The 21,321-nt window shown below is 36.3% G+C and carries 24 protein-coding genes; 6 read left to right on the top strand and 18 right to left on the bottom strand.

The annotated features are described in order from the left end of the window. Positions 1 to 79: 79 nt before the first annotated feature. From ABJ955_RS02955 to nhaA, 12 genes are all read right to left on the bottom strand, one after another. Positions 80 to 436: a hypothetical protein gene (locus tag ABJ955_RS02955; protein WP_347373113.1), complete on the bottom strand. Its 357-nt coding sequence runs from the start codon at positions 434 to 436 to the stop codon at positions 80 to 82. Between the two features lie 194 nt (positions 437 to 630). Then, positions 631 to 1,263 (bottom strand): LysE family translocator, encoded by a 633-nt coding sequence (locus ABJ955_RS02950; RefSeq protein WP_347373112.1) that lies wholly within the window; start codon positions 1,261 to 1,263, stop codon positions 631 to 633. A gap of 354 nt (positions 1,264 to 1,617) precedes the next feature. Continuing rightward, a complete protein-coding gene (locus tag ABJ955_RS02945) occupies positions 1,618 to 3,063 on the bottom strand; it encodes an FAD-dependent monooxygenase (RefSeq protein ID WP_347373111.1) in 1,446 nt (481 codons plus the stop codon). A 20-nt stretch (positions 3,064 to 3,083) separates the two neighbouring features. Then, a complete protein-coding gene (locus tag ABJ955_RS02940) occupies positions 3,084 to 3,305 on the bottom strand; it encodes a hypothetical protein (RefSeq protein ID WP_347373110.1) in 222 nt (73 codons plus the stop codon). Positions 3,306 to 3,448: 143 nt separating this feature from the next. Next, positions 3,449 to 4,291: a DUF6503 family protein gene (locus ABJ955_RS02935; protein ID WP_347373109.1), complete on the bottom strand. Its 843-nt coding sequence runs from the start codon at positions 4,289 to 4,291 to the stop codon at positions 3,449 to 3,451. A gap of 210 nt (positions 4,292 to 4,501) precedes the next feature. After that, positions 4,502 to 5,551 (bottom strand): ACR3 family arsenite efflux transporter, encoded by a 1,050-nt coding sequence (gene arsB / locus ABJ955_RS02930; protein WP_347373108.1) that lies wholly within the window; start codon positions 5,549 to 5,551, stop codon positions 4,502 to 4,504. 2 nt (positions 5,552 to 5,553) lie between these two features. Further along, the gene (locus ABJ955_RS02925; protein WP_347373107.1) at positions 5,554 to 6,171 is read right to left on the bottom strand and encodes a protein-tyrosine-phosphatase; all 618 of its coding nucleotides are present in this window, start codon (positions 6,169 to 6,171) and stop codon (positions 5,554 to 5,556) included. 11 nt (positions 6,172 to 6,182) lie between these two features. Further along, positions 6,183 to 6,671 carry an N-acetyltransferase family protein gene (locus tag ABJ955_RS02920; RefSeq protein WP_347373106.1) on the bottom strand — a complete coding sequence of 163 codons (489 nt, stop codon included), beginning with the start codon at positions 6,669 to 6,671 and terminating at the stop codon, positions 6,183 to 6,185. A 1-nt stretch (position 6,672) separates the two neighbouring features. Then, on the bottom strand, positions 6,673 to 7,143 hold the full coding sequence (locus ABJ955_RS02915) for a DUF6428 family protein (RefSeq protein ID WP_347373105.1): 471 nt from the start codon (positions 7,141 to 7,143) through the stop codon (positions 6,673 to 6,675). A gap of 19 nt (positions 7,144 to 7,162) precedes the next feature. Next, positions 7,163 to 7,495, bottom strand: a complete 333-nt coding sequence (locus ABJ955_RS02910; RefSeq protein ID WP_347373104.1) for a metalloregulator ArsR/SmtB family transcription factor — start codon at positions 7,493 to 7,495, stop codon at positions 7,163 to 7,165. 85 nt (positions 7,496 to 7,580) lie between these two features. Further along, positions 7,581 to 8,033, bottom strand: a complete 453-nt coding sequence (locus ABJ955_RS02905; RefSeq protein WP_347373103.1) for a GNAT family N-acetyltransferase — start codon at positions 8,031 to 8,033, stop codon at positions 7,581 to 7,583. A gap of 61 nt (positions 8,034 to 8,094) precedes the next feature. After that, complete coding sequence (gene nhaA, locus ABJ955_RS02900) at positions 8,095 to 9,408, bottom strand: Na+/H+ antiporter NhaA (RefSeq protein ID WP_347373102.1); 1,314 nt, start codon at positions 9,406 to 9,408, stop codon at positions 8,095 to 8,097. 190 nt (positions 9,409 to 9,598) lie between these two features. On the opposite strand from nhaA, the gene ffh reads away from it, so the two are divergent. Then, positions 9,599 to 10,927, top strand: a complete 1,329-nt coding sequence (gene ffh / locus ABJ955_RS02895) for a signal recognition particle protein (RefSeq protein WP_347373101.1) — start codon at positions 9,599 to 9,601, stop codon at positions 10,925 to 10,927. Positions 10,928 to 11,034: 107 nt separating this feature from the next. Further along, positions 11,035 to 11,916, top strand: a complete 882-nt coding sequence (locus ABJ955_RS02890; protein ID WP_347373100.1) for a bifunctional 5,10-methylenetetrahydrofolate dehydrogenase/5,10-methenyltetrahydrofolate cyclohydrolase — start codon at positions 11,035 to 11,037, stop codon at positions 11,914 to 11,916. Here ABJ955_RS02890 and ABJ955_RS02885 read toward each other — a convergent pair. The 5 genes from ABJ955_RS02885 to ABJ955_RS02865 all read right to left on the bottom strand — a co-directional run bounded on the left by ABJ955_RS02885 (position 11,913) and on the right by ABJ955_RS02865 (position 16,143). Next, positions 11,913 to 12,353 (bottom strand): YkvA family protein, encoded by a 441-nt coding sequence (locus tag ABJ955_RS02885; RefSeq protein WP_347373099.1) that lies wholly within the window; start codon positions 12,351 to 12,353, stop codon positions 11,913 to 11,915. The two genes, ABJ955_RS02890 and ABJ955_RS02885, sit on opposite strands and share 4 nt — an antisense overlap. A gap of 170 nt (positions 12,354 to 12,523) precedes the next feature. Beyond that, the gene (locus ABJ955_RS02880) at positions 12,524 to 13,561 is read right to left on the bottom strand and encodes an AI-2E family transporter (RefSeq protein ID WP_347373098.1); all 1,038 of its coding nucleotides are present in this window, start codon (positions 13,559 to 13,561) and stop codon (positions 12,524 to 12,526) included. Beyond that, on the bottom strand, positions 13,561 to 13,986 hold the full coding sequence (locus ABJ955_RS02875) for a VOC family protein (protein WP_347373097.1): 426 nt from the start codon (positions 13,984 to 13,986) through the stop codon (positions 13,561 to 13,563). Before ABJ955_RS02875 ends, ABJ955_RS02880 begins: the two co-directional genes overlap by 1 nt. Continuing rightward, positions 13,979 to 14,575 (bottom strand): hypothetical protein, encoded by a 597-nt coding sequence (locus ABJ955_RS02870; protein WP_347373096.1) that lies wholly within the window; start codon positions 14,573 to 14,575, stop codon positions 13,979 to 13,981. Before ABJ955_RS02870 ends, ABJ955_RS02875 begins: the two co-directional genes overlap by 8 nt. A gap of 53 nt (positions 14,576 to 14,628) precedes the next feature. Continuing rightward, positions 14,629 to 16,143, bottom strand: coding sequence for a helicase HerA-like domain-containing protein (locus ABJ955_RS02865; protein WP_347373095.1), 1,515 nt, complete (start codon positions 16,141 to 16,143; stop codon positions 14,629 to 14,631). A gap of 235 nt (positions 16,144 to 16,378) precedes the next feature. On the opposite strand from ABJ955_RS02865, the gene ABJ955_RS02860 reads away from it, so the two are divergent. Next, entirely contained in the window at positions 16,379 to 17,008 is a 630-nt protein-coding gene (locus ABJ955_RS02860) for a 7-carboxy-7-deazaguanine synthase QueE (RefSeq protein WP_347373094.1), read from the top strand. 6 nt (positions 17,009 to 17,014) lie between these two features. On the opposite strand, the gene ABJ955_RS02855 is transcribed toward ABJ955_RS02860, so the two are convergent. Next, positions 17,015 to 17,557 (bottom strand): DUF2911 domain-containing protein, encoded by a 543-nt coding sequence (locus tag ABJ955_RS02855; RefSeq protein ID WP_347373093.1) that lies wholly within the window; start codon positions 17,555 to 17,557, stop codon positions 17,015 to 17,017. Positions 17,558 to 17,864: 307 nt separating this feature from the next. On the opposite strand from ABJ955_RS02855, the gene gyrB reads away from it, so the two are divergent. From gyrB to ABJ955_RS02840, 3 genes are all read left to right on the top strand, one after another. Then, positions 17,865 to 19,805 (top strand): DNA topoisomerase (ATP-hydrolyzing) subunit B, encoded by a 1,941-nt coding sequence (gene gyrB / locus ABJ955_RS02850; RefSeq protein ID WP_347373092.1) that lies wholly within the window; start codon positions 17,865 to 17,867, stop codon positions 19,803 to 19,805. Positions 19,806 to 20,029: 224 nt separating this feature from the next. Then, complete coding sequence (mdh, locus tag ABJ955_RS02845; protein WP_347373091.1) at positions 20,030 to 20,956, top strand: malate dehydrogenase; 927 nt, start codon at positions 20,030 to 20,032, stop codon at positions 20,954 to 20,956. A gap of 26 nt (positions 20,957 to 20,982) precedes the next feature. After that, entirely contained in the window at positions 20,983 to 21,303 is a 321-nt protein-coding gene (locus tag ABJ955_RS02840) for a hypothetical protein (protein WP_347373090.1), read from the top strand. Positions 21,304 to 21,321 lie beyond the last annotated feature (18 nt).

Below are 21,321 nucleotides of genomic sequence, written 5' to 3'. Positions count from 1 at the left end.
TATTCAAAAATAGAATAAGCAAGCCGTTTTTCAATACGATTATACTATTGAAAAAACGGCTTGCTTTTTTAATGTACTGCTAATTTTTAGTAGGTATTCCTAATTCAGCTTCCAACTCTTTCTTCTTTTTTAGAAGTTTATTTAAGGCTTGTTTGTCTTGCCATTTCCAAATAAAATGCCCCAAAACACAAGTTAAAGTATATAATACAGCTGTTACAATCACTAATTCATTATAACTTAAGTTGCTCAGTTCCATTGCAGATTTTCTGCGAACCCCGTAGGAGACAGGGACTTGGGTTGGTGCCCATGCAGATACGAAGATGCCGAACCCGATAACAGTCCATTTATTCCTAATGAAGAAATTAGATTGTTTCAAATTACTTTCTATTCTATTGTTAGTGGCTTGAAGTGCTTTTTGTTTGTGGTAATCGGACATGTGTTTCGCTAAATTTCCTTATTCTTTTACCTCAGCTATTGGAGTAAGGGGTTGAGTGCTAATGGGTTTGTGCATGGTTAGTTGCGTGGCTTAGCAACTAAATTAGTAAACTTTTACGAACCCGTGAATATTCCGTAGGAATATTCGCAAGTAAGCTCAATGAAGCAATTAATTATACACGGTATTGGCAACAGTTATTTTTTCATTAAGGCTAGTTTTACTCCAAGAGCGACAAAAATTCCGCCAGTTATTTTGTCTAACCACATTTTTATTTTATAATTTTTTCTAATTCGGTCAGATAATTTTGAGGCAAATAAAGCCAAAATTAAGCACCAAATTGTTCCAGTTAGTAAGAATGTAATTCCTAGAATCAAAAAAGGAAGTGAACTTTGCACATAATTTGGGTCAATAAATTGTGGTAAAAACGCAAGAAAAAATAATGCTACTTTCGGATTCAAAATATTGGTCATAATTCCCGAGAAGTATATTTTTTTGTAATTCGCAGTTTCGTTTTCTTTTTTCAATTCAAATTTCCCATCTGTTTTTTTAAAGATTGTTTTAAGTCCTAAAAAAATTAAGTAACCAGCTCCCAAATACTTAACAATTTCAAAAGCCATTGCAGATTTCGCGAGTATAATTGATAATCCTAATGTTGCAAAAATGATATGAAAAATTGCTCCTGTAGATATTCCCAAAGCTGATAAAATTCCTGCTTTTTTTCCTTGAGCAATACTTCGTCCAAGGATATACATTGTGTCAGCTCCTGGTGTTAAATTCAAAATTAATCCAGCTATTAAAAAAGCCTCAAAGTTTATTATTCCGAACATAATTTTCTTGGTATAGTGTATTATACTGAAATAGGTTGGTCTTTTTATGGTTGTTTTTGAGTATTCAAAACGATGTTTTTAAATCGTTAGTTCAGATAAATTTACATAATTTTTCGATAGGATTTATATTTGATGTTAGGGTTTAAATGTACTTCTGCGGGTTTTCTTAAGTTTAGGCTTAAATGTATTCTAAGATTGTTATAAATATACACAGCTTGATTCGTCATTTTTTTCGGCAATGCTGTTTTTGTGTTTTCATAAGTGACTGTAATTAATTGCTTAATTTTTAATCAACCTATTTCAGGAAAGTTCAGTGCTTGGTGCTTTTTATAGAAACCAATCTTATGCATCTTTCTACTTTAAAGACCTTCCTCTAGGGGCATCATTCTTTTGAAGTACAACTTTAGAATGTAAAAACGCTGCTGCAGCTGCCGAATCTTTTACTTTGGAAGCACTGCGTGTTAGCATTTCTAATTCAAACTTGGCTAATACATTTTTCCTTAATCCGACTTCTCTCCAATTTGATTTTGGGCTACATCCTTTTGAAATAGCGCGCGCTAATGCCAAAGCATCTAGTAATGCTTGGTTTGCGCCCTGCCCTTTAAATGGACTCATGGGGTGTGCCGCATCACCAATTAAGGTAGTTTGTTTGCTTTTTTCTAAGAGTTCTGGCTGCAATAATGCTCGGTCATATACGGGGTAGCCAGAAATCTGAGCTACTGCCGTTGCCGCTAAAACTTGCGGGATTGGGTCGTGCCATGGTGTTCTGCTACAGGCTTCCTTTTTTAGGGCTTGCGCTCCTTGTGCACTTAAAGCAATAGCTTCTTTTTCGGGCATCGGAAAGCTAAGTTGCCACATTACCGAATCTGCAGTATAAGGCATCATATACATACGTTCGTTGCCATTGGCAGTTTGAAAAACCGTTGCAGAATCTAACAAGGAACTAGTAAAACCTGTAAGCGCCTTTAGCGGACAAATACCCAAGATTACAATACAATCTAGGTAGCGTAAGGGTGTAGCGTTATCACCAATTAGCAAATTTCGAACGGTACTCCGTATGCCATCGGCTCCCACAACAAGGTCTGCCTTAGCGGTTTTTAGGGTTCCATTTACTTGAAAATTTAGCGAAACCCCTTCGGAAGCATTTTCCTTAAAATCGATTAGTTGGTGCCCCCATTGTACCTCCTTATGTCCGCCAAGTTGCTCCAGCAGTGCTAAACGCAACGATTGGCGTGCAATGTGAATGTTTGTACGTTTCGTAGCTGTTTTTTTTTCGGTTTGCAACCACTTTCTTAAGCCCCATTCCCCAATTACTTTTCCATCGGTGGTATGCACCAAATGTCTTGTAGAAATAACTCCTTCTTTTAATGAAATAATTCCCAGTCCTTCAATTGCTTTACTGGCTTGTTGCAACGTAAGGCCATAACCTTGCGACCGAATATTGAAGCTGGTATCGCGTTCGTATAGCGTGAAAGGAATTCCGCGGTGTAAGCAAGCTACGGCGAGTGCCGCCCCGCCAATGCCGCCACCAATTATGGCAAGATGGGGGTAGTTTTTAACAGCCGCTTTTGGGGGATTCACAGCTTGTATTAAGCCAGATCCGTTGCAGTTTAAACAACGAATAAGGTGTCCTTTTGGACGAATGGGGGGCGTGCCTTTGCTTTTCGTTTTTTCAAACTCTTCTAAAGCCAATTTGTATTGGAGGCGCACTTTTTTGCGAAGCCTTTGCCTTTTTTTACCACATCCCTGGCATTTTAGGCAAATAGTCCAGTTTGATGCTTCACGTTTTCCCTCTTTCACTTATTTTTTTAAAAATGTTATCATGGAATCAATACAATGTTTTTTCCATTATAATTAGCTGGCTTAATATCTATATAGGCCATTTTCAAATCCTGTTCTGGTGCTTTTAAATCTAAATATAACGGAAAAGGGTATTGATAATTTGCTAATTCAAGATCTAACCATTGTAAACTATCATTTTGTGCCTTGCTCGATTGAAATGCGATTATGATTAATAGCAGGCTAAATAGTTTCTTTAACATTGTATGCGATGTTTGTCAATTCTTTTTCTTAGGCTACAATTATACGTTTCTTATAAGAAATTACAACCTTCATTTAATAGGTTATTTGAATTGCAAGATCTGTTCAAGCTTAACTTTCAATTGAAACTTTGTGTTTAACGGTTTTATTCTTTTTTAAAATCTGCCTTTGTTAGCTCATTGTTAAACGTGATATCACTCCAGTTTACTAGAATCCAGGGCTGGTCTGTTACCACTGCATCCCAATTAGAATTTTTGTATTTGCGCTTAGTAGGGAGTAGTAACCCATCAATGTTTTCATAAGTTACTTCCATTAAAAGTGGATCCATTTTGTTGAAATCAGCTACCGTAAACAGAAACTGATCTACTAAATCTGTCTCTTTATTTATGTATAATTGATAAATATCTTTAGGTTTGGCGTCCGTAGTTTCAAATGTAACTTTTACCACATTATAGGGCTTATTATTAATTGTTTTTTCCCCTACATATTCGTAAAACAAACCGTCATCCAATAATTTTTGCATCATTGTAAACCAATAAAAATTGGTAGGTCTGTTAAAAGCTACGGGCTTTAGAAGCTTATCATCGTTTACTATTTCTCCATTGTGCTTAAGCCAAAATTCTGTGCCGTCATACCCTTGCTCAATAAGTCCTTCCAGATCTGGCAGGGTACGTTCGTGTTTTTCATAAGCCCCATACGAAAGTTCTCCATCAAAAAGATATTTCTCTTTAGAAATGTCAGTTTTACCATCAGGGGTTTGATAGGTGTAGGTGTAGATTACATTTTTTTTACTGTGAAGCTTAGCCATATCGCCCACTTTTTGAACCATATTGTAAACCAATTCATGGCCTTTATTATCAAATTTTGGGGCGCTAATTTCCGTAGTATCTGCTTGTGGTTGCGTTTGTGTGTTGTGTGAGTGTGTGTCGTTTTTACAAGAAAACAGGGAAACACTTAAAGCGATGCCGACTAATAATTTGATTTTCATAAAGGTCAATTTTTAATTAAAATTTGATTTAAAGTGTGTAAAAAATAGGTTTGAATAAAACTACTTAGTACGTATTTTAGGAATGCAACTTACAAATACAATTTGAAAAGAGTGTGGAGTCTCTAAAATTAATAGGTAAAGTAATGGAGCGATTCTTTTAAAAGGTATACTATTTAGAAGCGGGATTGAAATTGCAATCGCTTTTATAAGTTAATCTATCGCCTTTAAAAAGTATTTCTTACGAAGCCAGAAAGAAACCCGAACCAATAAAATAAGCGCCGGTACTTCCACTAGAGGTCCAATTACTCCAGTAAATGCCTGCCCAGAATTTAATCCAAAAACAGCAATTGCTACAGCTATAGCCAACTCAAAATTATTGCCAGCGGCTGTAAAGGCTATTGAAGCTGTCTTGTCGTAAGTAGTACCCATAGCTTTTGAAAAGAAAAACCCAATAACAAACATCAAGATAAAATAAATTAGTAAGGGTATAGCAATAAGCAATACGTCCATTGGTATTTTTACAATTAATTCGCCTTTTAAAGAAAACATAACCACTATGGTAAATAAGAGTGCAATTAATGTAATTGGCGAAACGGCAGGTATAAATTTGGTGGTATACCATTCTTCACCTTTTAGAGGAACTAATATTACTCTACTTAAAATGCCCATCAAAAATGGAATTCCTAAATAAATTGCGACACTTTCTGCAATGGTTGTTATTGAAATATCTACAATTGCACCTTCAAAACCAAAATAAGGCGGTAGTACCGTTATAAAAATCCACGCATAAAAACTATAAGCAAAAACCTGAAAAATACTATTAAGTGCTACCAAGCCCGCACCGTACTCACTACTGCCTTCTGCTAGGTCGTTCCAAACTAACACCATCGCAATACATCGGGCAAGACCGATTAAAATAAGCCCCACCATATACTCTGGATAATCTCTAAGAAAAGTTATTGCTAAAACAAACATTAATACGGGGCCTATTACCCAGTTTAAAATTAGAGATATGGAAAGTACCTTTACATCTTTAAACACTTTTGGTAAAAGCGCGTAATTTACTTTGGCAAGCGGGGGATACATCATTAAAATCAACCCAATTGCGATGGGAATATTAGTTGTGCCCTGGTTAAAGGAGTTTAATATGTCTGGAAAGTTAGGCGCAAAATAACCTATGCTTACCCCTAAAGCCATAGCGGTAAATATCCAAAGCGTAAGGTAGCTGTCTAGAAAACTTAATTTTTTTTGTGAAGCCATTTTTAATTGTCAATTTTAGAAAATACATATTTTAATTCAGTAGCAATCTGTTGGCTACGGTCTAGATAGGTTTCTTTTTGCTTTGGAGTGCCGTCGGAAACTTTTGGGTCTTCATAGGTAATTGAAATTCGTTTATCTGAACCAGCAACAAAGGGACAGCCAGCATCAGCTTGAGAACAGGTCATTATCGCTGCAAAACCAGTTTTAGGATTAGAAGCCGCATCATACGTTTTTGAAAAACCAAGAATAGGGGAAGCTGTTTCTGAAAAGCTTATTTTATATAATGGATTCTCTTCTTTTGGTTCTTTTGAAATCTTAAAACCTGTTGCTTCCAAAGTTGTTGCTACCATTGGAAAAAGGGAAGTAGTTTCAGTGCCTCCAGAAAAGCATTCAATATTTGGTAGGGAATAGTAGGCGGCCATTGCTTGTGCCCAAATTTGTGCAAAATGGCTTCTACGAGAATTGTGGGTGCAAATAAAATTAAGCAGGATTGCGCTATCCTTTTCTTTTTTTGAATTTAAATAATCAATAAGCGGTTGCAAAAGTGCTTTCCTTTCTTCTGAAATAGAGGATACATCGAGTTTTTCAATGTATTGCTGGATTGGTTTTAAGAGTTCCATTTTTTTAGTGTTTAGATTCCTACAGTTTTACTTCGGCGTTCTAAAAGCACATTGTCTTTCCATACGCCTTTGAGTTGCCCCACTTTTTCTTTAAAGCCGATTTCTCGAAAACCACACTTTAGGTGTAGTTTGTGGCTAGCAATATTCTCTCTAAAGATTCCTGATTGAAGCGTCCAGATGTTATTCTCTTCACTGAGTTCTATTAAATTTTTTAATAAAAATTCACCAACGCCTTTTCCTCTTGCGGTGCTTGAAACATAGACGCTAACTTCCGCAACACCACCATAAACACAGCGACTGGAAACAGGAGAAAGCGCAGCCCACCCCAAATACTTGTTTTCTTCAATGGCTAAAATCCGTCCGAAGTTTAGATGGCCTTTGTCCCACTTTTCCCATGAAGGGAGTGTAGTTTCAAAAGTTGCAATTCCAGTTAAAAGACCTTCTCCGTATATTTTAGCCACTTCAGAAAAGTTTTCTTCGGAAATAAAAATGAGTTTCATCTTAGCAACAACCAGATTTTGGATCGCAGCTAGCGCCAGTAGATTCCAGTTGAGAAAGTTTCATTTTAGGTTTTTCTGCAGGAATTCCACAGTTTTCTTTCGCTAAACAATCGGTTTGTTTTGTGGTAAGTAGAAAATTGATGCCGTCAAAATCCAGTCCAAACTTACCAATGGTTTCTCCTTGATATTCTACTTCAATATCCAAATCGGCTAAGCCAATAATTTTTTCTGAAAGCTCAATTATATGCACCAATTTTTCTGGGTGTAAACGGTGGTTGTAATCGTCTGCATTCCACAATTGAAAATTTGCCACTTCTTCAGTTCGCACTGTTCCGCCACAGTCTATAAAGTGTTTTGTGATTTTCCCAACTTCGGTAACGTGAAAATGAGTTGGAACCAATTCGCCATTAGGCAACATAAAACTTATTTGCTCTAAGGTATTTAAATGTGATTTTATTTCTGAAAGTTTCATAGTCTTGTTTTTTTAAGGATTAACAACAATTGTTTTTATGTTCAAGGTCTTGATCTAAAAATTGGTTCATCACCTGCTTCATTTTTGCCCAGTTTTCTGGGTGAATGCAATAGCAAATACTGGTGCCTTCAATGCTTCCTTTAATTAAGCCAAGGTTTTTTAATTCTTTTAGATGCTGGCTGATGGTAGGTTGTGCCAAACCAATTTCTTCAACCAAATCGCCGCAAATGCAGGTGTTTATTTTGTATAAGTGTTGAAGAATTGCCACGCGTGCGGGATGGCCAAAAGCTTTCGCAAATGTGGCAACTTGATTTTGTTGGTCTGTAAATATTTCAGTTTTGGTGATTCCCATGATCGTAATATATATTTATTGCAATATTACGATGAATAAGTTTATTAAGGAAGTAAAAAACTAAGAATTTGAATTTTTAACTTATTTAGGAAAGGTGTTTCTCAAAACAAACACTGTTTTCTACGCCAGTATATTGTCCGTAATTTGGGGTAATTTGATACCCGCTTTTTTTATAAAGAGCTATGGCTTCGGGTTGTTTGATGCCTGTTTCTAGAATGCATCTTGTATTGCCTAGCTCTTTTGCCCAGAGTTCTAATTCTTTTAATACTTTAACAGCAATTCCCTTACCGCGTTTGTTAATTGGTACAAACATGCGTTTTACCTCCATGCTTGTGGCTTCATACTGCTTAATGGCGCCACAACCAACAGGGTTGTTTGCGTCATCATACGCTACAACTACATGCTTAATTACATCTATTTTGTTGAATTGATCGTAAAAGGAATGATCGTCGCCATCGCGAATGGCAAGGTCAGCGTCAAGATGTTTTACTAATTCAATAAAATCTTTGTTGGTAGAATCTGCCCGTAAAAGTTTCATAAATAATTACCTATTAATATAATTGAAGCTATAAAAACCACTCATCAAGATTTTTTTTTACTTAAGAATGGTCGAAACTCCCTTTTTCAGATTTAACGCGAAGTATTGTAAATCCAATAATTGCAGAAAGAAACGAGCCTATTAAAATACCAATCTTAGCGGAATCTATATATTCTGGGCTTGAACTGAAAGCAAGACTTGCAATAAAGATTGCCATTGTAAAACCGATACCTGCTAAAAAGGAAACGCCAATTATTTGTTTGTTTGTAATATCTGAAGGGACTTCGATAATTTTCAATTTTCGAGCAATAAAAATTACCGCGGAAATACCGATGCTTTTTCCTAAGATAAGACAGATTATGATGTTAATGATTAAAGCATTTTCAAGTCCGCCTTCACTAGTAATGGCTACGCCCGCATTGGCTAATGCAAAAATAGGAATTACCAAATACGCAACCCAATTATGAAGTTTATGCTCCAAATGTTGTAGTGGAGAGCGGTATTTGTCAGCCCAGTCTTCCAAGTCGTCAATTAATAGTAATTGTTCTGTTGAAAGCACTGGTTTTTGAAGTATGGTACTTTTTTTAATATTTGCTACTACACTTTCTAGCTGATCAGAAAACTCAAAGGTGCTTATTTTTTGTCTCACAGGAATTGCAAATGCCATTAATATTCCCGCCAAAGTAGGGTGTAAGCCAGCTTTCAAAAACAATAGCCATACTATTACTCCTGAAATAATGGTTAAAAACTCAGAATACAACCCTTTGTAGCTCAAAAAATATACAACTGCAAGAATTCCCATGGCTGAACCTAAAAGCATTAAATCTAAATTTCCACTATAAAAAATGGCTATAACCAGCACTGCACCTAAATCGTCAACAATGGCAAAAGCAGTAAGAAAAATTTTCAGGCTTAAAGGCACTCTATTGCCAAGCACTTTTAAAATTGCCAAAGAAAAGGCAATGTCTGTAGCCATTGGTATTCCCCAGCCTTTTAGTGTGTCCGGGTTTTGGTTTAATATAATATATAAAAGCACTGGTAGGGCAATGCCACCTATTGCGCCAAACAGTGGGAACATTACTTTTTTAGTAGAGTTTAATTCGCCGATTAAGAATTCTCGTTTAATTTCTAATCCTATTAAGAAAAAGAAAATAGCCATTAGCCCATCATTTACCCATAATAGCAATGGTTTTTTAAGCTCGAAAGAGTCGGTTACAAGCCCTATTTCGTAGTTCCATAAGGATTGATAGCTATCTGCAAAAGCAGAATTTGCCCAAACTAAAGCGATAACTGTAGTTGCTAAAAGCAAAATTCCAGTAGAACTTTGGAGGTTAACGAATTTTTGAAATGGAGAGAGTACTTTTTCTTTAATCATCTATAATTTTTCGAGTTTGCAATATACAAAACCCAGCTAATATTTTTTTATTCTAAATGGTTTTAGATTTTTCTTAGAATTAAGAAACAAGAAACATCTAAGACTGAATACTGTCTACTTTTTTTTATCTTTGCAACCTCAAACACCAAAGCCTCGGCGGAGGTGTTAAATTCATTAAGAAAGTAAGAATATGTTCGATAATTTAAGCGATAAGCTCGATAAAGCATTACACCTACTAAAAGGTCACGGTAGTATCACGGAAGTAAATGTGGCTGAAACTTTAAAAGAAGTGCGCCGCGCCCTTCTGGATGCCGATGTTAACTTTAAAACTGCTAAGGAATTTACCAATAAGGTAAAGGAAAAAGCCTTGGGACAAAATGTACTTACCACGCTGCAGCCAGGACAATTAATGGTGAAGTTGGTTAAAGATGAGCTTACCGAATTAATGGGGGGCGAAACTGCAGGTATTAATTTGAGTGGGGCGCCAACCGTAATTTTAATGTCTGGACTTCAGGGTAGTGGTAAAACTACTTTCTCTGGAAAGCTTGCGAATTATTTAAAAACAAAGAAGACTAAAAAGCCACTTTTGGTAGCCTGTGATATTTATCGTCCAGCGGCAATAAACCAATTACACGTGGTTGGGGATCAAATAGGCGTAGAGGTTTATAGTGAACCAGAAAATAAAAATCCTGTTCAGATTGCGCAAAACGCAATTGCCCACGCTAAGCAAAATGGCTTTAATGTGGTAATTGTGGATACTGCAGGTCGTCTAGCGATCGATGAAGCAATGATGAACGAAATTGCTGAGGTTCATAAAGCAATCACCCCACAGGAAACTCTTTTCGTGGTGGATGCAATGACGGGGCAAGATGCCGTTAATACAGCAAAAACCTTTAATGAGAGATTGAATTTTGACGGTGTTGTACTTACCAAATTAGATGGTGATACACGCGGTGGTGCTGCAATATCTATTAAAAGTGTAGTAGCTAAACCAATCAAGTTTATTGGTACTGGTGAAAAGATGGATGCTATTGATGTGTTTCACCCAGCTCGTATGGCAGATCGTATTTTGGGAATGGGTGATGTGGTATCGCTTGTGGAACGTGCTCAGGAACAATTTGACGAAGAAGAAGCGCGAAAACTTCAGAAGAAAATTGCAAAAAACCAATTTGGTTTCGATGATTTCTTAAACCAAATCCAGCAGGTTAAGAAAATGGGGAGCATGAAAGATTTAGTTGGAATGATTCCCGGCGCAGGAAAAGCATTGAAAGATGTTGACATAGACGATGATGCTTTCAAAGGTATTGAAGCGATTATTCATTCTATGACGCCAACCGAAAGAACACAACCTTCAGTTATAAACGGAAGTAGAAAAAAACGAATTGCCGCAGGAAGTGGTACAAGTGTTCAGCAGGTAAATCAGCTTTTAAAACAATTTGATCAAATGAGCAAAATGATGAAGATGATGCAAGGCGGTGGTGGAAGAAAAATGATGCAGGCAATGGGGAAGATGCGGTAAATTGGAGTAGCAGTTTTCAGTAGTAGTATATTGGTAGGCTTGCGGTTTTTTGTAAGTTCTTTAACCAAAAAAAATATAATTGTTTTAAATGTGAAACCTATAGTAAGATGAAAATTCTAGACGGAAAAAAAATTAGCAATGATATAAAGAATGAAATTGCTGCTGAAGTTGATAAGATGAAGGCCAATGGCGAAAAAGTACCACATCTAGCAGCTATTATTGTAGGTGACGATGGCGCTAGTTTAACGTACGTTGGAAGTAAAGTAAAAGCTTGCGAACGTGTTGGTTTTGAGTCTACTATGGTGCGTATGCCACATACTACCAGCGAACTGGAATTACTAAAAAAAATTAAGGAATTAAATGAAGATGATGCTATTGATGGCTTTATTATTCAGCTTCCTTTACCCCCTCAAATAGACACTCAGAAAGTACTTCTTACAGTAGATCCGTCTAAAGATGTGGATGGTTTTCATCCCGAAAACTTTGGAAAAATGGCCTTGGATATGAGCACATTTATTCCTGCAACTCCATTCGGAATTTTAGAGTTATTGCAACGTTATGATGTAGATACCAAAGGAAAACACACTGTTGTTATTGGAAGAAGCCATATTGTAGGCCGTCCAATGAGTATTTTAATGAGTCGGAGAGGTTGGCCGGGTAATAGTACGGTTACACTTACCCATAGCAACACAAAAAACATTGCGCAAATTACTACCCAGGCAGATATTATTATATCGGCACTGGGTGTTCCAAACTTTCTAAAAGCTGAAATGGTAAAAGACGATGCAGTAATTATAGATGTTGGAATTACAAGAGTGGAAGACGCCAATCATCCAAAAGGATATGTAATTACTGGCGATGTAGATTTTGAAAACGTAAGCAAAAAAGCTTCATTTATAACGCCTGTTCCTGGAGGAGTTGGGCCTATGACCATTGCAATGTTACTAAAAAACACCTTGTTGGCTAGAGAACAAAGAAGAGGGAATTAAAGTCCTTTTCCTTCCTGTATTTTCCAATCCAAATAGCGATGTAGGTCACTTTCAATCCAACCTACACCAATAGATAGCACGGCCATATCATCAATATAACCAACTCCAGGTATAAAATCTGGGATAATATCCATCGGGTTTAGTATGTATAGAAGCGCTAAAACCATAGTAGCAATGGTAAACCAAGGTACTTGTGGGTAAATACCGTTTTTAACGTCCTTGAGCATTCCTAGCATTATTTTACCAAGCTCTGCATATTTAGAGAGTGTATTAGCACCACTAAATTTTTTAGTGATGGCTTCTTCATTTTCCATCACAATTTCTACATCTTCTTCTTTGATTTTAGCTACTTCATCTTCAACATATTCTTCGGTAACGCCAGATTCCCTGTTTCCTGGGTTGAAATACAATTTCGAAAAGATTCCTTTTAGTGACATATCTTTAGTTTTATTTTAAAGGTAAAAAATTTGAAATCTAATACTTTTAAAATTTTGTTATAAATAGTTCAGCTATAAAAAAATAGAGATAAAAATGGGAAATAACCCATCCCTTATAATTTTCGCTTTTTTAGATAAGAAATGTTAGGTAAGCTATAGAAATACAGACTCTAGAGACGTTCATTGCTAATTTGAGAGTCGTCTTTTCCATATTCTTTTCGGTATATTTTTACGATTATCATAAAAAGACTGATAAGTAAAGGCCCAAAAATTAAACCGATAAAACCAAACAAAGGAACACCAACAATAACACCTATTAGCGTTACTAATGGATGCACATTATCTAGTTTTTTTAATACATACAGGCGGATTATATTATCTGTGGAGCCTACAACTACAAAACCATAAATAAGTATTCCCCATGCTTGGAAATTATCGCCGGTTGACAATGAAAGTACAAAAACAGGCAAAATACCTACTAAAGTTCCTACAAATGGAATCATGCTTCCTATGGTTACAATAACGAACCAAAAGAAGGGGTCTTCAATTCCAAAAATAAGAAAGCCAATTAGCGCCACAATTCCTTGCGCAATGGCAACTAAAGGAATTCCGAGTGCATTAGAGCGTACCATTGCTTGAACTTCAACACCTATTTCTTTTAAATTGTCACTATCCATCGGGATGTATTGCTTTAGCGATTCACGCAATTCCTTACGGTTTGTGAACATATAGTAGAGTATAAAGTACATTAAGCCAATAGCAATAAAAGCGTTAAAGGTGCCTCCAGCTAGATTTTGAAGGTTTTCAGAAATCCAGCCTGTTATAGCATTTGGATCTATTTGCGAATTCAAATCATAACCAAATCTATCTTCAATTTTTGCAAGTTGCTCTTTAACAGCGTTTACTACTTCTCCAGAATTTTTAACAGCATGCCCAATTTTATTGGTTAGCATTAAGATTATACCCGCAATTGGAATAAGAATTCCTACAAATGAAACAATGATTAATAAAGTAGCTGCAAGCGCTGCATTCCACTTTCTTTTTTTTACCAATTTAGTCATCCATTTACGCATCAAGACATAAATGGTTATGGCACCTAACACTCCAGTTAAATAAGGGAGTAACTCTCTAAAAATGAGGCTACCCATCAATACTATAAGCAAGATAACAAATATTTGTCGAATTATCTGAAGTGGTATCTGTTTCATTATTTTGCGAATAATTGTGTTAGGTCATCAAAGGCTTTAAACTCTAATGCATTTCCTGAGGGGTCTTTAAAAAACATGGTTGCTTGCTCGCCCAATTGCCCTTCAAACCGAATGTATGGTTCGATAATGAAGGTAACATTTTTTTGGATTAATTTTTTTGAAAAATCCTTAAAGGTTTTCATATCCAAAACAACTCCAAAATGAGGGATTGGCACTTGTTTTCCATCCACTGGATTTATAGCTTCTTCTTCTAAACGGTTTTTTTCTTTTAAATGAATAACAAGTTGATGTCCAAAAAAATCAAAATCTACCCAATGGTCACTACTTCTTCCTTCAGAAAGCTCCAGAACATCTCGGTAAAAAACACGATTTTCTTCAAGGTTATCAACAGGAATTGCTAGGTGAAAGGGGCTTAAATTACTCATCGGCATGATCGGGTTTTGCTTCTGAAGGCTCCCATCCAATCATAAAATACTTAAACGGCGCAACATCTGGTATTTGGCTAGCTTCTACTTTAAGGTTCATATCGTAACGCAGTTCTTCTGGCAAACTCTTTTTATCTATTGTTAAATAAACATCTGAGTCTTTTAAAAATACCACAATTGAATTTATTGTCGTTTCAATATTTTCAATGGTGTAATTTTCTTTTACATCTTTAAAAATACTTGCAGAATTTAACCCTTTATCCGTTTTGTAACGTGGGTCAAAAACCTGAATATTTGTTATGGTTGTATTTGGATCAGCTTCGTTTTTTGGTGAAAGAAGTAATAGTTTTTTTCCGCCTTTTTCATAAATTTCTACCTCACCTTGGGTTTCTAATGCATTTGGTGATGACTGTATTTTTACTATGGAATCGTTTGCAAAAATGGAGTCTATCTGCTTCATTTTAATGTCGTTTGTAAGGGTTCCGATGGCGCTCTTTTTAATAATAAAAGGGTCGCTATCTTTTCCGCATTGAATAAAAGTGAGAGAAACGATTGAAACTATTCCAATTAATAAAAGTGTATTTTTCATAGAGGGTTTTAATTATATATTATTGTTTTTTATTGTGACTATTATTTTCTGTATTAACGCATCATTTTCCCTAAAATTCCTAAAACACTACGTATTACCGTAGGGCTGGAAAGTGTTTTTATCCATGGGTTTGTAGTGCTTTTTCTGCTTGATGTTGGTCTTTTTGCGGCTTCTTTTTCTTTTTGTGCTTTTTCCTTAACTTCTTCTTTATTGGCAACCTCAATTTTTTTGGTCAACATTTCATAAGCACTTTCTCGATCGGTTACTTCATTGTATTTTGGAATTAACTTTGAAGCTTTAAGTAAATCTTTCAGTTCTGTATCGGTTAAAACATCCATGCGGCTCATTGGCGCACGTAGCATAGTGCGTGCAAGGGGTGTCGGAATTCCTTTTTCGTTTAAAGCGCTTACCAAAGCTTCCCCAATACCTAATGCTGTTAGCACTTCGGCTGTTTTATAATAATCAGAAAGCGGGTAATTCTCTGCTGTTAGCTTTATAGCTTTTCTGTCTTTTGCAGTAAATGCACGAAGCGCATGCTGAATTTTTAAGCCCAATTGACTTAATACCGCATCTGGCACATCTGTTGGGTTTTGAGTAACAAAATAAAGCCCAACACCTTTAGAGCGAATTAATTTTACGATGCTTTCAATTTGATTGAGCAACGCGCTACTGGCTTCATTAAAAATTAAATGTGCTTCGTCTATAAAAATCACTAATTCTGGCCTTCCGCTATCGCCTTGTTCAGGGAAAGTAGCGTAAATTTCAGCCAAAAGACTTAGCATAAAGGTTGAAAATAGCTTTGGGCGATCTTGTATATCCGTTAAACGCAGAATGTTGATGTAGCCCATCCCGTTTTCATCGATGCGAAGTAGGTCGTCAGTGTCGAAAGACTTTTCCCCAAAAAATAAATCAGCGCCTTGTTGTTCCAACTCTACTACTTTCCGAAGAATTGCCCCTGTAGATGAAGAGGAAATTCGTCCGTATTCTTTTGTAAACTCTTCTTTGCCTTCATCTGTGGTGTATTGTAGTATTTTTTTAAAATCTTTTAAATCCAATAGCGGCATTTTATTGTCATCACAATATTTAAAGATTACAGAAACAATACCAGATTGCACATCGCTTAAATTTAGAATACGCGAAAGAAGCACAGGGCCAAATTCACTTACGGTAGCGCGAAGACGTACACCTTCTTGATCTGAAAGGCTAAGAATTTCAGTAGGGAATTTCTTTGCTTCGTATGGAAAACCAATGGCATTGTGGCGTTCGTCAATTTTAGCGTTGTTAGTTCCGGGTTGGGCAATACCACTAAGATCGCCTTTTATATCCATTAGCAATACTGGAATTCCTTTCTCAGAAAGGTTTTCAGCAATTATCTGTAGCGTTTTGGTTTTTCCGGTACCAGTTGCTCCTGCAATTAGACCGTGACGGTTTAATGTTTTTAACGGAATTTTTACGTAAGCATCTTTAACAGTTTCATTAGCTAGCATTGCAGCGCCCAGATTAATGAAATCGCCTTTTGTGGTATAGCCATCCTTTATGTAATCGAAAAAAACCTGTTTGTCCGCCATCTTTCTAAAGTTTGTTCAAAAGTAATAAATTATAAAGCACCAAATTTTTTATAGTGTCAATTTTATAGGATTTATAGGTTTTCAAAATACAAACTGTTCCAGGCTCAAATTCAACAATTTTAGATGGAGTGAGTTTTATTTTGTTTTTTTAAACTTTTTTGGAATTTGTTATTTGAAATTTATTTGTGCTTTGTTATTTGTGTTTTGGAATTTATTTTAAAGTATTTTTGCAGCAATGAAAACGGAAGTTCAAAACTTAGTAAATAAGGGCATAATGTTGCCGTTAATGGAGGAATTTTATACCATTCAAGGCGAAGGGTTTCATAAAGGCACAGCGGCTTATTTTATACGCGTAGGGGGGTGTGATGTTGGTTGCCATTGGTGTGATGTAAAAGAAAGCTGGAATGCTGAACTTCATCCCCCAACAGCTATTGGAAAAATAGTTGAGAATGCTTCAAAGTACTCAAAAACAATTGTAATTACAGGTGGGGAGCCACTTACGTGGGATATGGGGCCGCTTACCGAATTGCTTAAAGGACAAGGAATGCAAACGCATATAGAAACTTCAGGTGCCTATAAACTTACAGGTACTTGGGACTGGATTTGTCTTTCTCCCAAAAAGATGAAGCTTCCTACAGAAGAGGTGTATAAAAATGCACACGAATTAAAAGTGATTATTTTTAATAAGGACGATTTCCGTTTTGCGGAAGAACAAGCCGCTAAGGTTAATAAAGATTGTATTTTGTATCTACAACCAGAATGGAGTAAACGTGAAAAAATGAGCCCAATGATTGTGGATTATGTAATGCAAAACCCACAGTGGAAAGTGTCACTGCAAACGCATAAATACCTTAACATTCCGTAAGAATAATTATTCTTTTCTAAAAGGAATCTCTACGTATTCCGTGTCCCAGCCTATAATTAATGTGGTTCCATTGGCTTCGGGGCGGAAAATCATGGATAGCGATTCAATTGGTGCAGCAGCATCTTTACATGGTACAGCCATTCTAGCAACATCTTTTTCCTTTTTATAGCTATAGGCTCCCCAAACATTGGTGTCGTGGTTTATTATAATGGTCCAATTATCTTCATCTGGAATGGTGTAAAGTGTATAAGTGCCTGGTTTTAATGTGGTTTTTCCAAATTTCAGAGGCGTGTATATAGTGAGTTCTGTGGCTTCATTGGCACCAGTTCGCCACACTTCCCCATAAGGCACTAAATCGCCAAACACAGTGCGTCCTTTGGTTTGTGGACGGCTATAAATAACTCTAGCTAAAGGGGGGCTTGTTTTGTCAGGACGTGCCATTGCCAAATCCATTGGGGATGCATCCATCTTTGGGAAACTCTGTGCTTGCACACTTTGAAAAGTAAAAGAAGATGAAATAATCAAGAACATTAAAAGTAAATTTTTCATAAATATGGCATTTGTGGTATTAAAAGTTCACGTTGATTCTTTGGACAAAATTGAGAATAAAAAGTTTAATAGAGTCTTAATTTTCCGTGAAATGATTTGGACTAAAAACGTAAAATACGTCGGAAATAGTGTGTGCGTATTACACAAATTATAAATGAAGTTAACAAACACCTTTAAACTTGCTTTTTTTTCACAAAAACTTGTTAATAACTTCCATGCTTTAAAGTGCGTAAAACCCTTAATTTTATTGGTATTTTCGTTATGTTTGTGTGTTGCGAAAAATAATAAAAATCATTCTATATATACTATGAGCGAAGAACAGAAAAAAGGTAGTTACGGAGCCGACCAAATTCAGGCGTTGGAAGGAATGGAGCACGTGCGAATGCGCCCTTCCATGTACATTGGTGATGTTGGGATACGTGGATTGCATCATTTGGTTTACGAAGTGGTGGATAACTCCATTGACGAGGCTATGGGTGGCTATTGTGATACGATAGAGGTTTGGATTAATGAAGATAACTCAGTAACTGTAAAGGATAACGGGCGTGGAATTCCTGTAGATATTCATAAAAAAGAAGGCGTTTCTGCATTACAGGTTGTAATGACTAAAATTGGAGCGGGTGGAAAATTTGATAAAGATTCCTACAAGGTTTCAGGGGGGCTGCATGGGGTTGGTGTTTCTGTTGTAAATGCACTTTCTGAGCATTTAACCGCAACTGTTCACCGTGATGGAAAAGTTTGGGAGCAGGAATATGAACGCGGAAAAGCATTATATCCTGTAAAATCAACTGGAGAGACGGATTATCGTGGAACCATTGTTACTTTTAAACCAGATCCGCAAATATTTCAGCAGTCGTTAGAGTATAATTATGATACGCTTGCAAGTAGAATGCGTGAACTTTCTTTTTTAAATAAAGGGATTACCATTTACTTCACGGATAAACGTGTAAAAGATGAAAATGGAGAAGTTGTAACAGAGAAGTTTCACAGTGAAGAAGGTTTAAAGGAATTTATCCGCTTTTTAGATGGAAACCGGGAGCCGATTATTGCTGATGTAATTTCTATGGAAGGCGAAAAGAACGATATTCCAGTAGAAGTTGCGATGGTTTACAACACTTCGTTTAGTGAAAACTTGCACTCTTATGTAAATAATATTAATACCCATGAAGGTGGAACACACCTTGCTGGGTTTCGAGCAGGACTAACGCGTACTTTAAAAAAATATGCTGATGCATCTGGAATGCTTGATAAATTGAAATTCGAAATTGCTGGAGATGATTTCCGTGAAGGATTGACAGCGATTATTTCGGTGAAAGTTCAAGAACCGCAATTTGAAGGACAAACAAAAACAAAGTTGGGTAACCGTGAAGTTACTTCCGCGGTAAGTCAGGCGGTTTCAGAAATGCTTGAAAACTATTTGGAAGAACATCCAAATGATGCAAAAACGATAGTTCAAAAAGTTATTCTAGCAGCTCAAGCACGTCATGCAGCACGTAAAGCTCGTGAAATGGTACAGCGTAAAACAGTGATGAGCGGTGGTGGATTACCAGGAAAACTTTCAGATTGTTCTGAACAAGACCCTGAAAAATGTGAAGTATTTCTTGTGGAGGGAGATTCGGCAGGTGGAACAGCAAAGCAAGGTCGGGATCGTAATTTTCAAGCAATTCTTCCCCTGCGTGGAAAAATCCTTAACGTTGAAAAAGCCATGCATCATAAGGTTTTTGAAAACGAAGAAATTCGAAATATATACACCGCTTTAGGGGTAACCATCGGTACCGAGGAGGATAGTAAGGCACTTAACCTTGAAAAATTACGCTATCATAAAGTGGTTATTATGTGTGATGCCGATGTGGATGGAAGCCACATTGCAACCCTTATCTTAACGTTCTTTTTCCGTTATATGCGCGAATTAGTAGAAGCGGGTTGTGTTTATATTGCTACGCCCCCACTGTATTTAGTGAAAAAAGGAGCTAAAAAGGAATACGCATGGAGCGATAAAGAACGCGATGAGTTAAATGAAAAGTTTGGCGGCTCTGCTTCTATACAACGTTACAAAGGTCTTGGAGAGATGAACGCCGAGCAACTTTGGGATACCACAATGAATCCTGAGTTTAGAACACTTCGTCAAGTTACAATCGATAACGGTACCGAAGCCGATAGAATTTTCTCTATGCTAATGGGGGATGAGGTTCCACCCCGTCGTGAGTTTATTGAGAAAAATGCAGTTTATGCAAATATTGATGCTTAATAGCTTGATTTTTAATATATTTAAAGACTCTCCTTGTGAGGGTCTTTTTTTATAAATATGAAATTCCTTCAGAATTTATTCAGAGCTATTTCGTTTTTAACCCTTTATTGTCATAATTTTTAAGTAGATATTGGTACTTTTGTACAACTTTTCTAATCACTTAAGTGTTAACCTAAAAAGTGATTGTCTAATTCAATAAATAATAATTAATTAAATATACACACATGAAAGTAACAGTTGTAGGAGCAGGTGCTGTGGGTGCAAGTTGTGCCGAGTACATTGCCATTAAGAATTTTGCAAGCGAAGTAGTTTTGTTAGACATTAAAGAAGGCTACGCCGAAGGAAAAGCGATGGACCTGATGCAGACAGCTTCGTTGAATGGTTTTGATACTAAGATTACGGGTGTAACCAATGATTATTCAAAAACGGCTGGTAGTGATATTTGTGTTATTACTAGTGGAATTCCACGTAAACCAGGAATGACTCGTGAAGAATTAATCGGTATCAATGCGGGAATCGTAAAAGACGTGTCTTCAAACCTTGTGAAGAATTCTCCTAAAACTATTATAATCGTAGTGAGCAATCCAATGGATACAATGGCTTACTTGGTTCATAAAACTTCAGGTTTAGATAAAAATAGAATTATTGGAATGGGTGGTGCTTTAGACAGTGCTCGTTTTAAATATCGTTTAGCGGAAGCTCTTGAGGCTCCTATTAGCGATATAGACGGAATGGTAATTGGTGGTCATAGCGACACAGGAATGGTTCCATTAACGCGTTTGGCAACTAGAAATAGTGTTCCTGTTTCAAAATTTATTTCTGAAGCTAGATTAGAACAAGTAAAAGAAGATACTAAAGTAGGTGGGGCAACACTTACTAAGTTATTAGGAACTTCTGCTTGGTATGCTCCAGGAGCTGCAGTTTCTGCTTTAGTTCAAGCTATTGCTTGCGACCAAAAGAAAATGTTCCCTTGTTCTGTTATGCTAGATGGTCAATACGGTCTTAATGATATCTGTATTGGTGCTCCAGTTATTTTGGGTAGAAACGGTGTAGAAAAAATAGTAGAGATAGAATTAAACGATGCCGAAAAAGCACATATAGCAGAAAGTGCAGCAGGTGTTCGTAAAACAAATGATTTGTTGGAATTGTAGTTTTAGTTAATTATATATAATTAAATATGAAGAATGAATCTAGTTTCGATCAGATTAAAACTAATTTGAATAAGTTAAAAAATCAACCATTTTCTGATGAAAAGATTAATTCCTTAATTGAAATAATTGATCATCAAAATGATCAAGCAAAATCTATTTTTGAAGATATGAATAGGCTCATGGATTCACACAAAGATTCTTTGGAGATGCTTTTGAAAGGGACTAATTCAGCTAACAATGCTTTAGAATCCATTTTTAAATGGATGAATGCTCAAAACAATAGGAATGATTCTGTGGATATTGGATATGGAGAACTTATTCAACGTATTGATAAGTTGGAAAAGTGATTTTCTTCAACAAATTTA

The organism is Aequorivita sp. Q41 (assembly GCF_039831855.1).
In the GTDB taxonomy this organism is placed as follows: domain Bacteria; phylum Bacteroidota; class Bacteroidia; order Flavobacteriales; family Flavobacteriaceae; genus Aequorivita.
The sequence above is the reverse complement of the archived record's forward strand: the minus strand, read 5'-3'. Positions and strand labels throughout refer to the sequence as shown.

Coding starts and splice junctions, on each gene's coding strand:
- ABJ955_RS02955 (WP_347373113.1), bottom strand. CDS start 436: ATGTCCGATTACCACAAACAAAAAGCACTTCAAGCCACTAACAATAGA.
- ABJ955_RS02950 (WP_347373112.1), bottom strand. CDS start 1,263: ATGTTCGGAATAATAAACTTTGAGGCTTTTTTAATAGCTGGATTAATT.
- ABJ955_RS02940 (WP_347373110.1), bottom strand. CDS start 3,305: ATGTTAAAGAAACTATTTAGCCTGCTATTAATCATAATCGCATTTCAA.
- ABJ955_RS02935 (WP_347373109.1), bottom strand. CDS start 4,291: ATGAAAATCAAATTATTAGTCGGCATCGCTTTAAGTGTTTCCCTGTTT.
- arsB (WP_347373108.1), bottom strand. CDS start 5,551: ATGGCTTCACAAAAAAAATTAAGTTTTCTAGACAGCTACCTTACGCTT.
- ABJ955_RS02925 (WP_347373107.1), bottom strand. CDS start 6,171: ATGGAACTCTTAAAACCAATCCAGCAATACATTGAAAAACTCGATGTA.
- ABJ955_RS02920 (WP_347373106.1), bottom strand. CDS start 6,671: ATGAAACTCATTTTTATTTCCGAAGAAAACTTTTCTGAAGTGGCTAAA.
- ABJ955_RS02915 (WP_347373105.1), bottom strand. CDS start 7,143: ATGAAACTTTCAGAAATAAAATCACATTTAAATACCTTAGAGCAAATA.
- ABJ955_RS02910 (WP_347373104.1), bottom strand. CDS start 7,495: ATGGGAATCACCAAAACTGAAATATTTACAGACCAACAAAATCAAGTT.
- ABJ955_RS02905 (WP_347373103.1), bottom strand. CDS start 8,033: ATGAAACTTTTACGGGCAGATTCTACCAACAAAGATTTTATTGAATTA.
- nhaA (WP_347373102.1), bottom strand. CDS start 9,408: ATGATTAAAGAAAAAGTACTCTCTCCATTTCAAAAATTCGTTAACCTC.
- ffh (WP_347373101.1), top strand. CDS start 9,599: ATGTTCGATAATTTAAGCGATAAGCTCGATAAAGCATTACACCTACTA.
- ABJ955_RS02890 (WP_347373100.1), top strand. CDS start 11,035: ATGAAAATTCTAGACGGAAAAAAAATTAGCAATGATATAAAGAATGAA.
- ABJ955_RS02885 (WP_347373099.1), bottom strand. CDS start 12,353: ATGTCACTAAAAGGAATCTTTTCGAAATTGTATTTCAACCCAGGAAAC.
- ABJ955_RS02880 (WP_347373098.1), bottom strand. CDS start 13,561: ATGAAACAGATACCACTTCAGATAATTCGACAAATATTTGTTATCTTG.
- ABJ955_RS02875 (WP_347373097.1), bottom strand. CDS start 13,986: ATGAGTAATTTAAGCCCCTTTCACCTAGCAATTCCTGTTGATAACCTT.
- ABJ955_RS02870 (WP_347373096.1), bottom strand. CDS start 14,575: ATGAAAAATACACTTTTATTAATTGGAATAGTTTCAATCGTTTCTCTC.
- ABJ955_RS02865 (WP_347373095.1), bottom strand. CDS start 16,143: ATGGCGGACAAACAGGTTTTTTTCGATTACATAAAGGATGGCTATACC.
- ABJ955_RS02860 (WP_347373094.1), top strand. CDS start 16,379: ATGAAAACGGAAGTTCAAAACTTAGTAAATAAGGGCATAATGTTGCCG.
- ABJ955_RS02855 (WP_347373093.1), bottom strand. CDS start 17,557: ATGAAAAATTTACTTTTAATGTTCTTGATTATTTCATCTTCTTTTACT.
- gyrB (WP_347373092.1), top strand. CDS start 17,865: ATGAGCGAAGAACAGAAAAAAGGTAGTTACGGAGCCGACCAAATTCAG.
- mdh (WP_347373091.1), top strand. CDS start 20,030: ATGAAAGTAACAGTTGTAGGAGCAGGTGCTGTGGGTGCAAGTTGTGCC.
- ABJ955_RS02840 (WP_347373090.1), top strand. CDS start 20,983: ATGAAGAATGAATCTAGTTTCGATCAGATTAAAACTAATTTGAATAAG.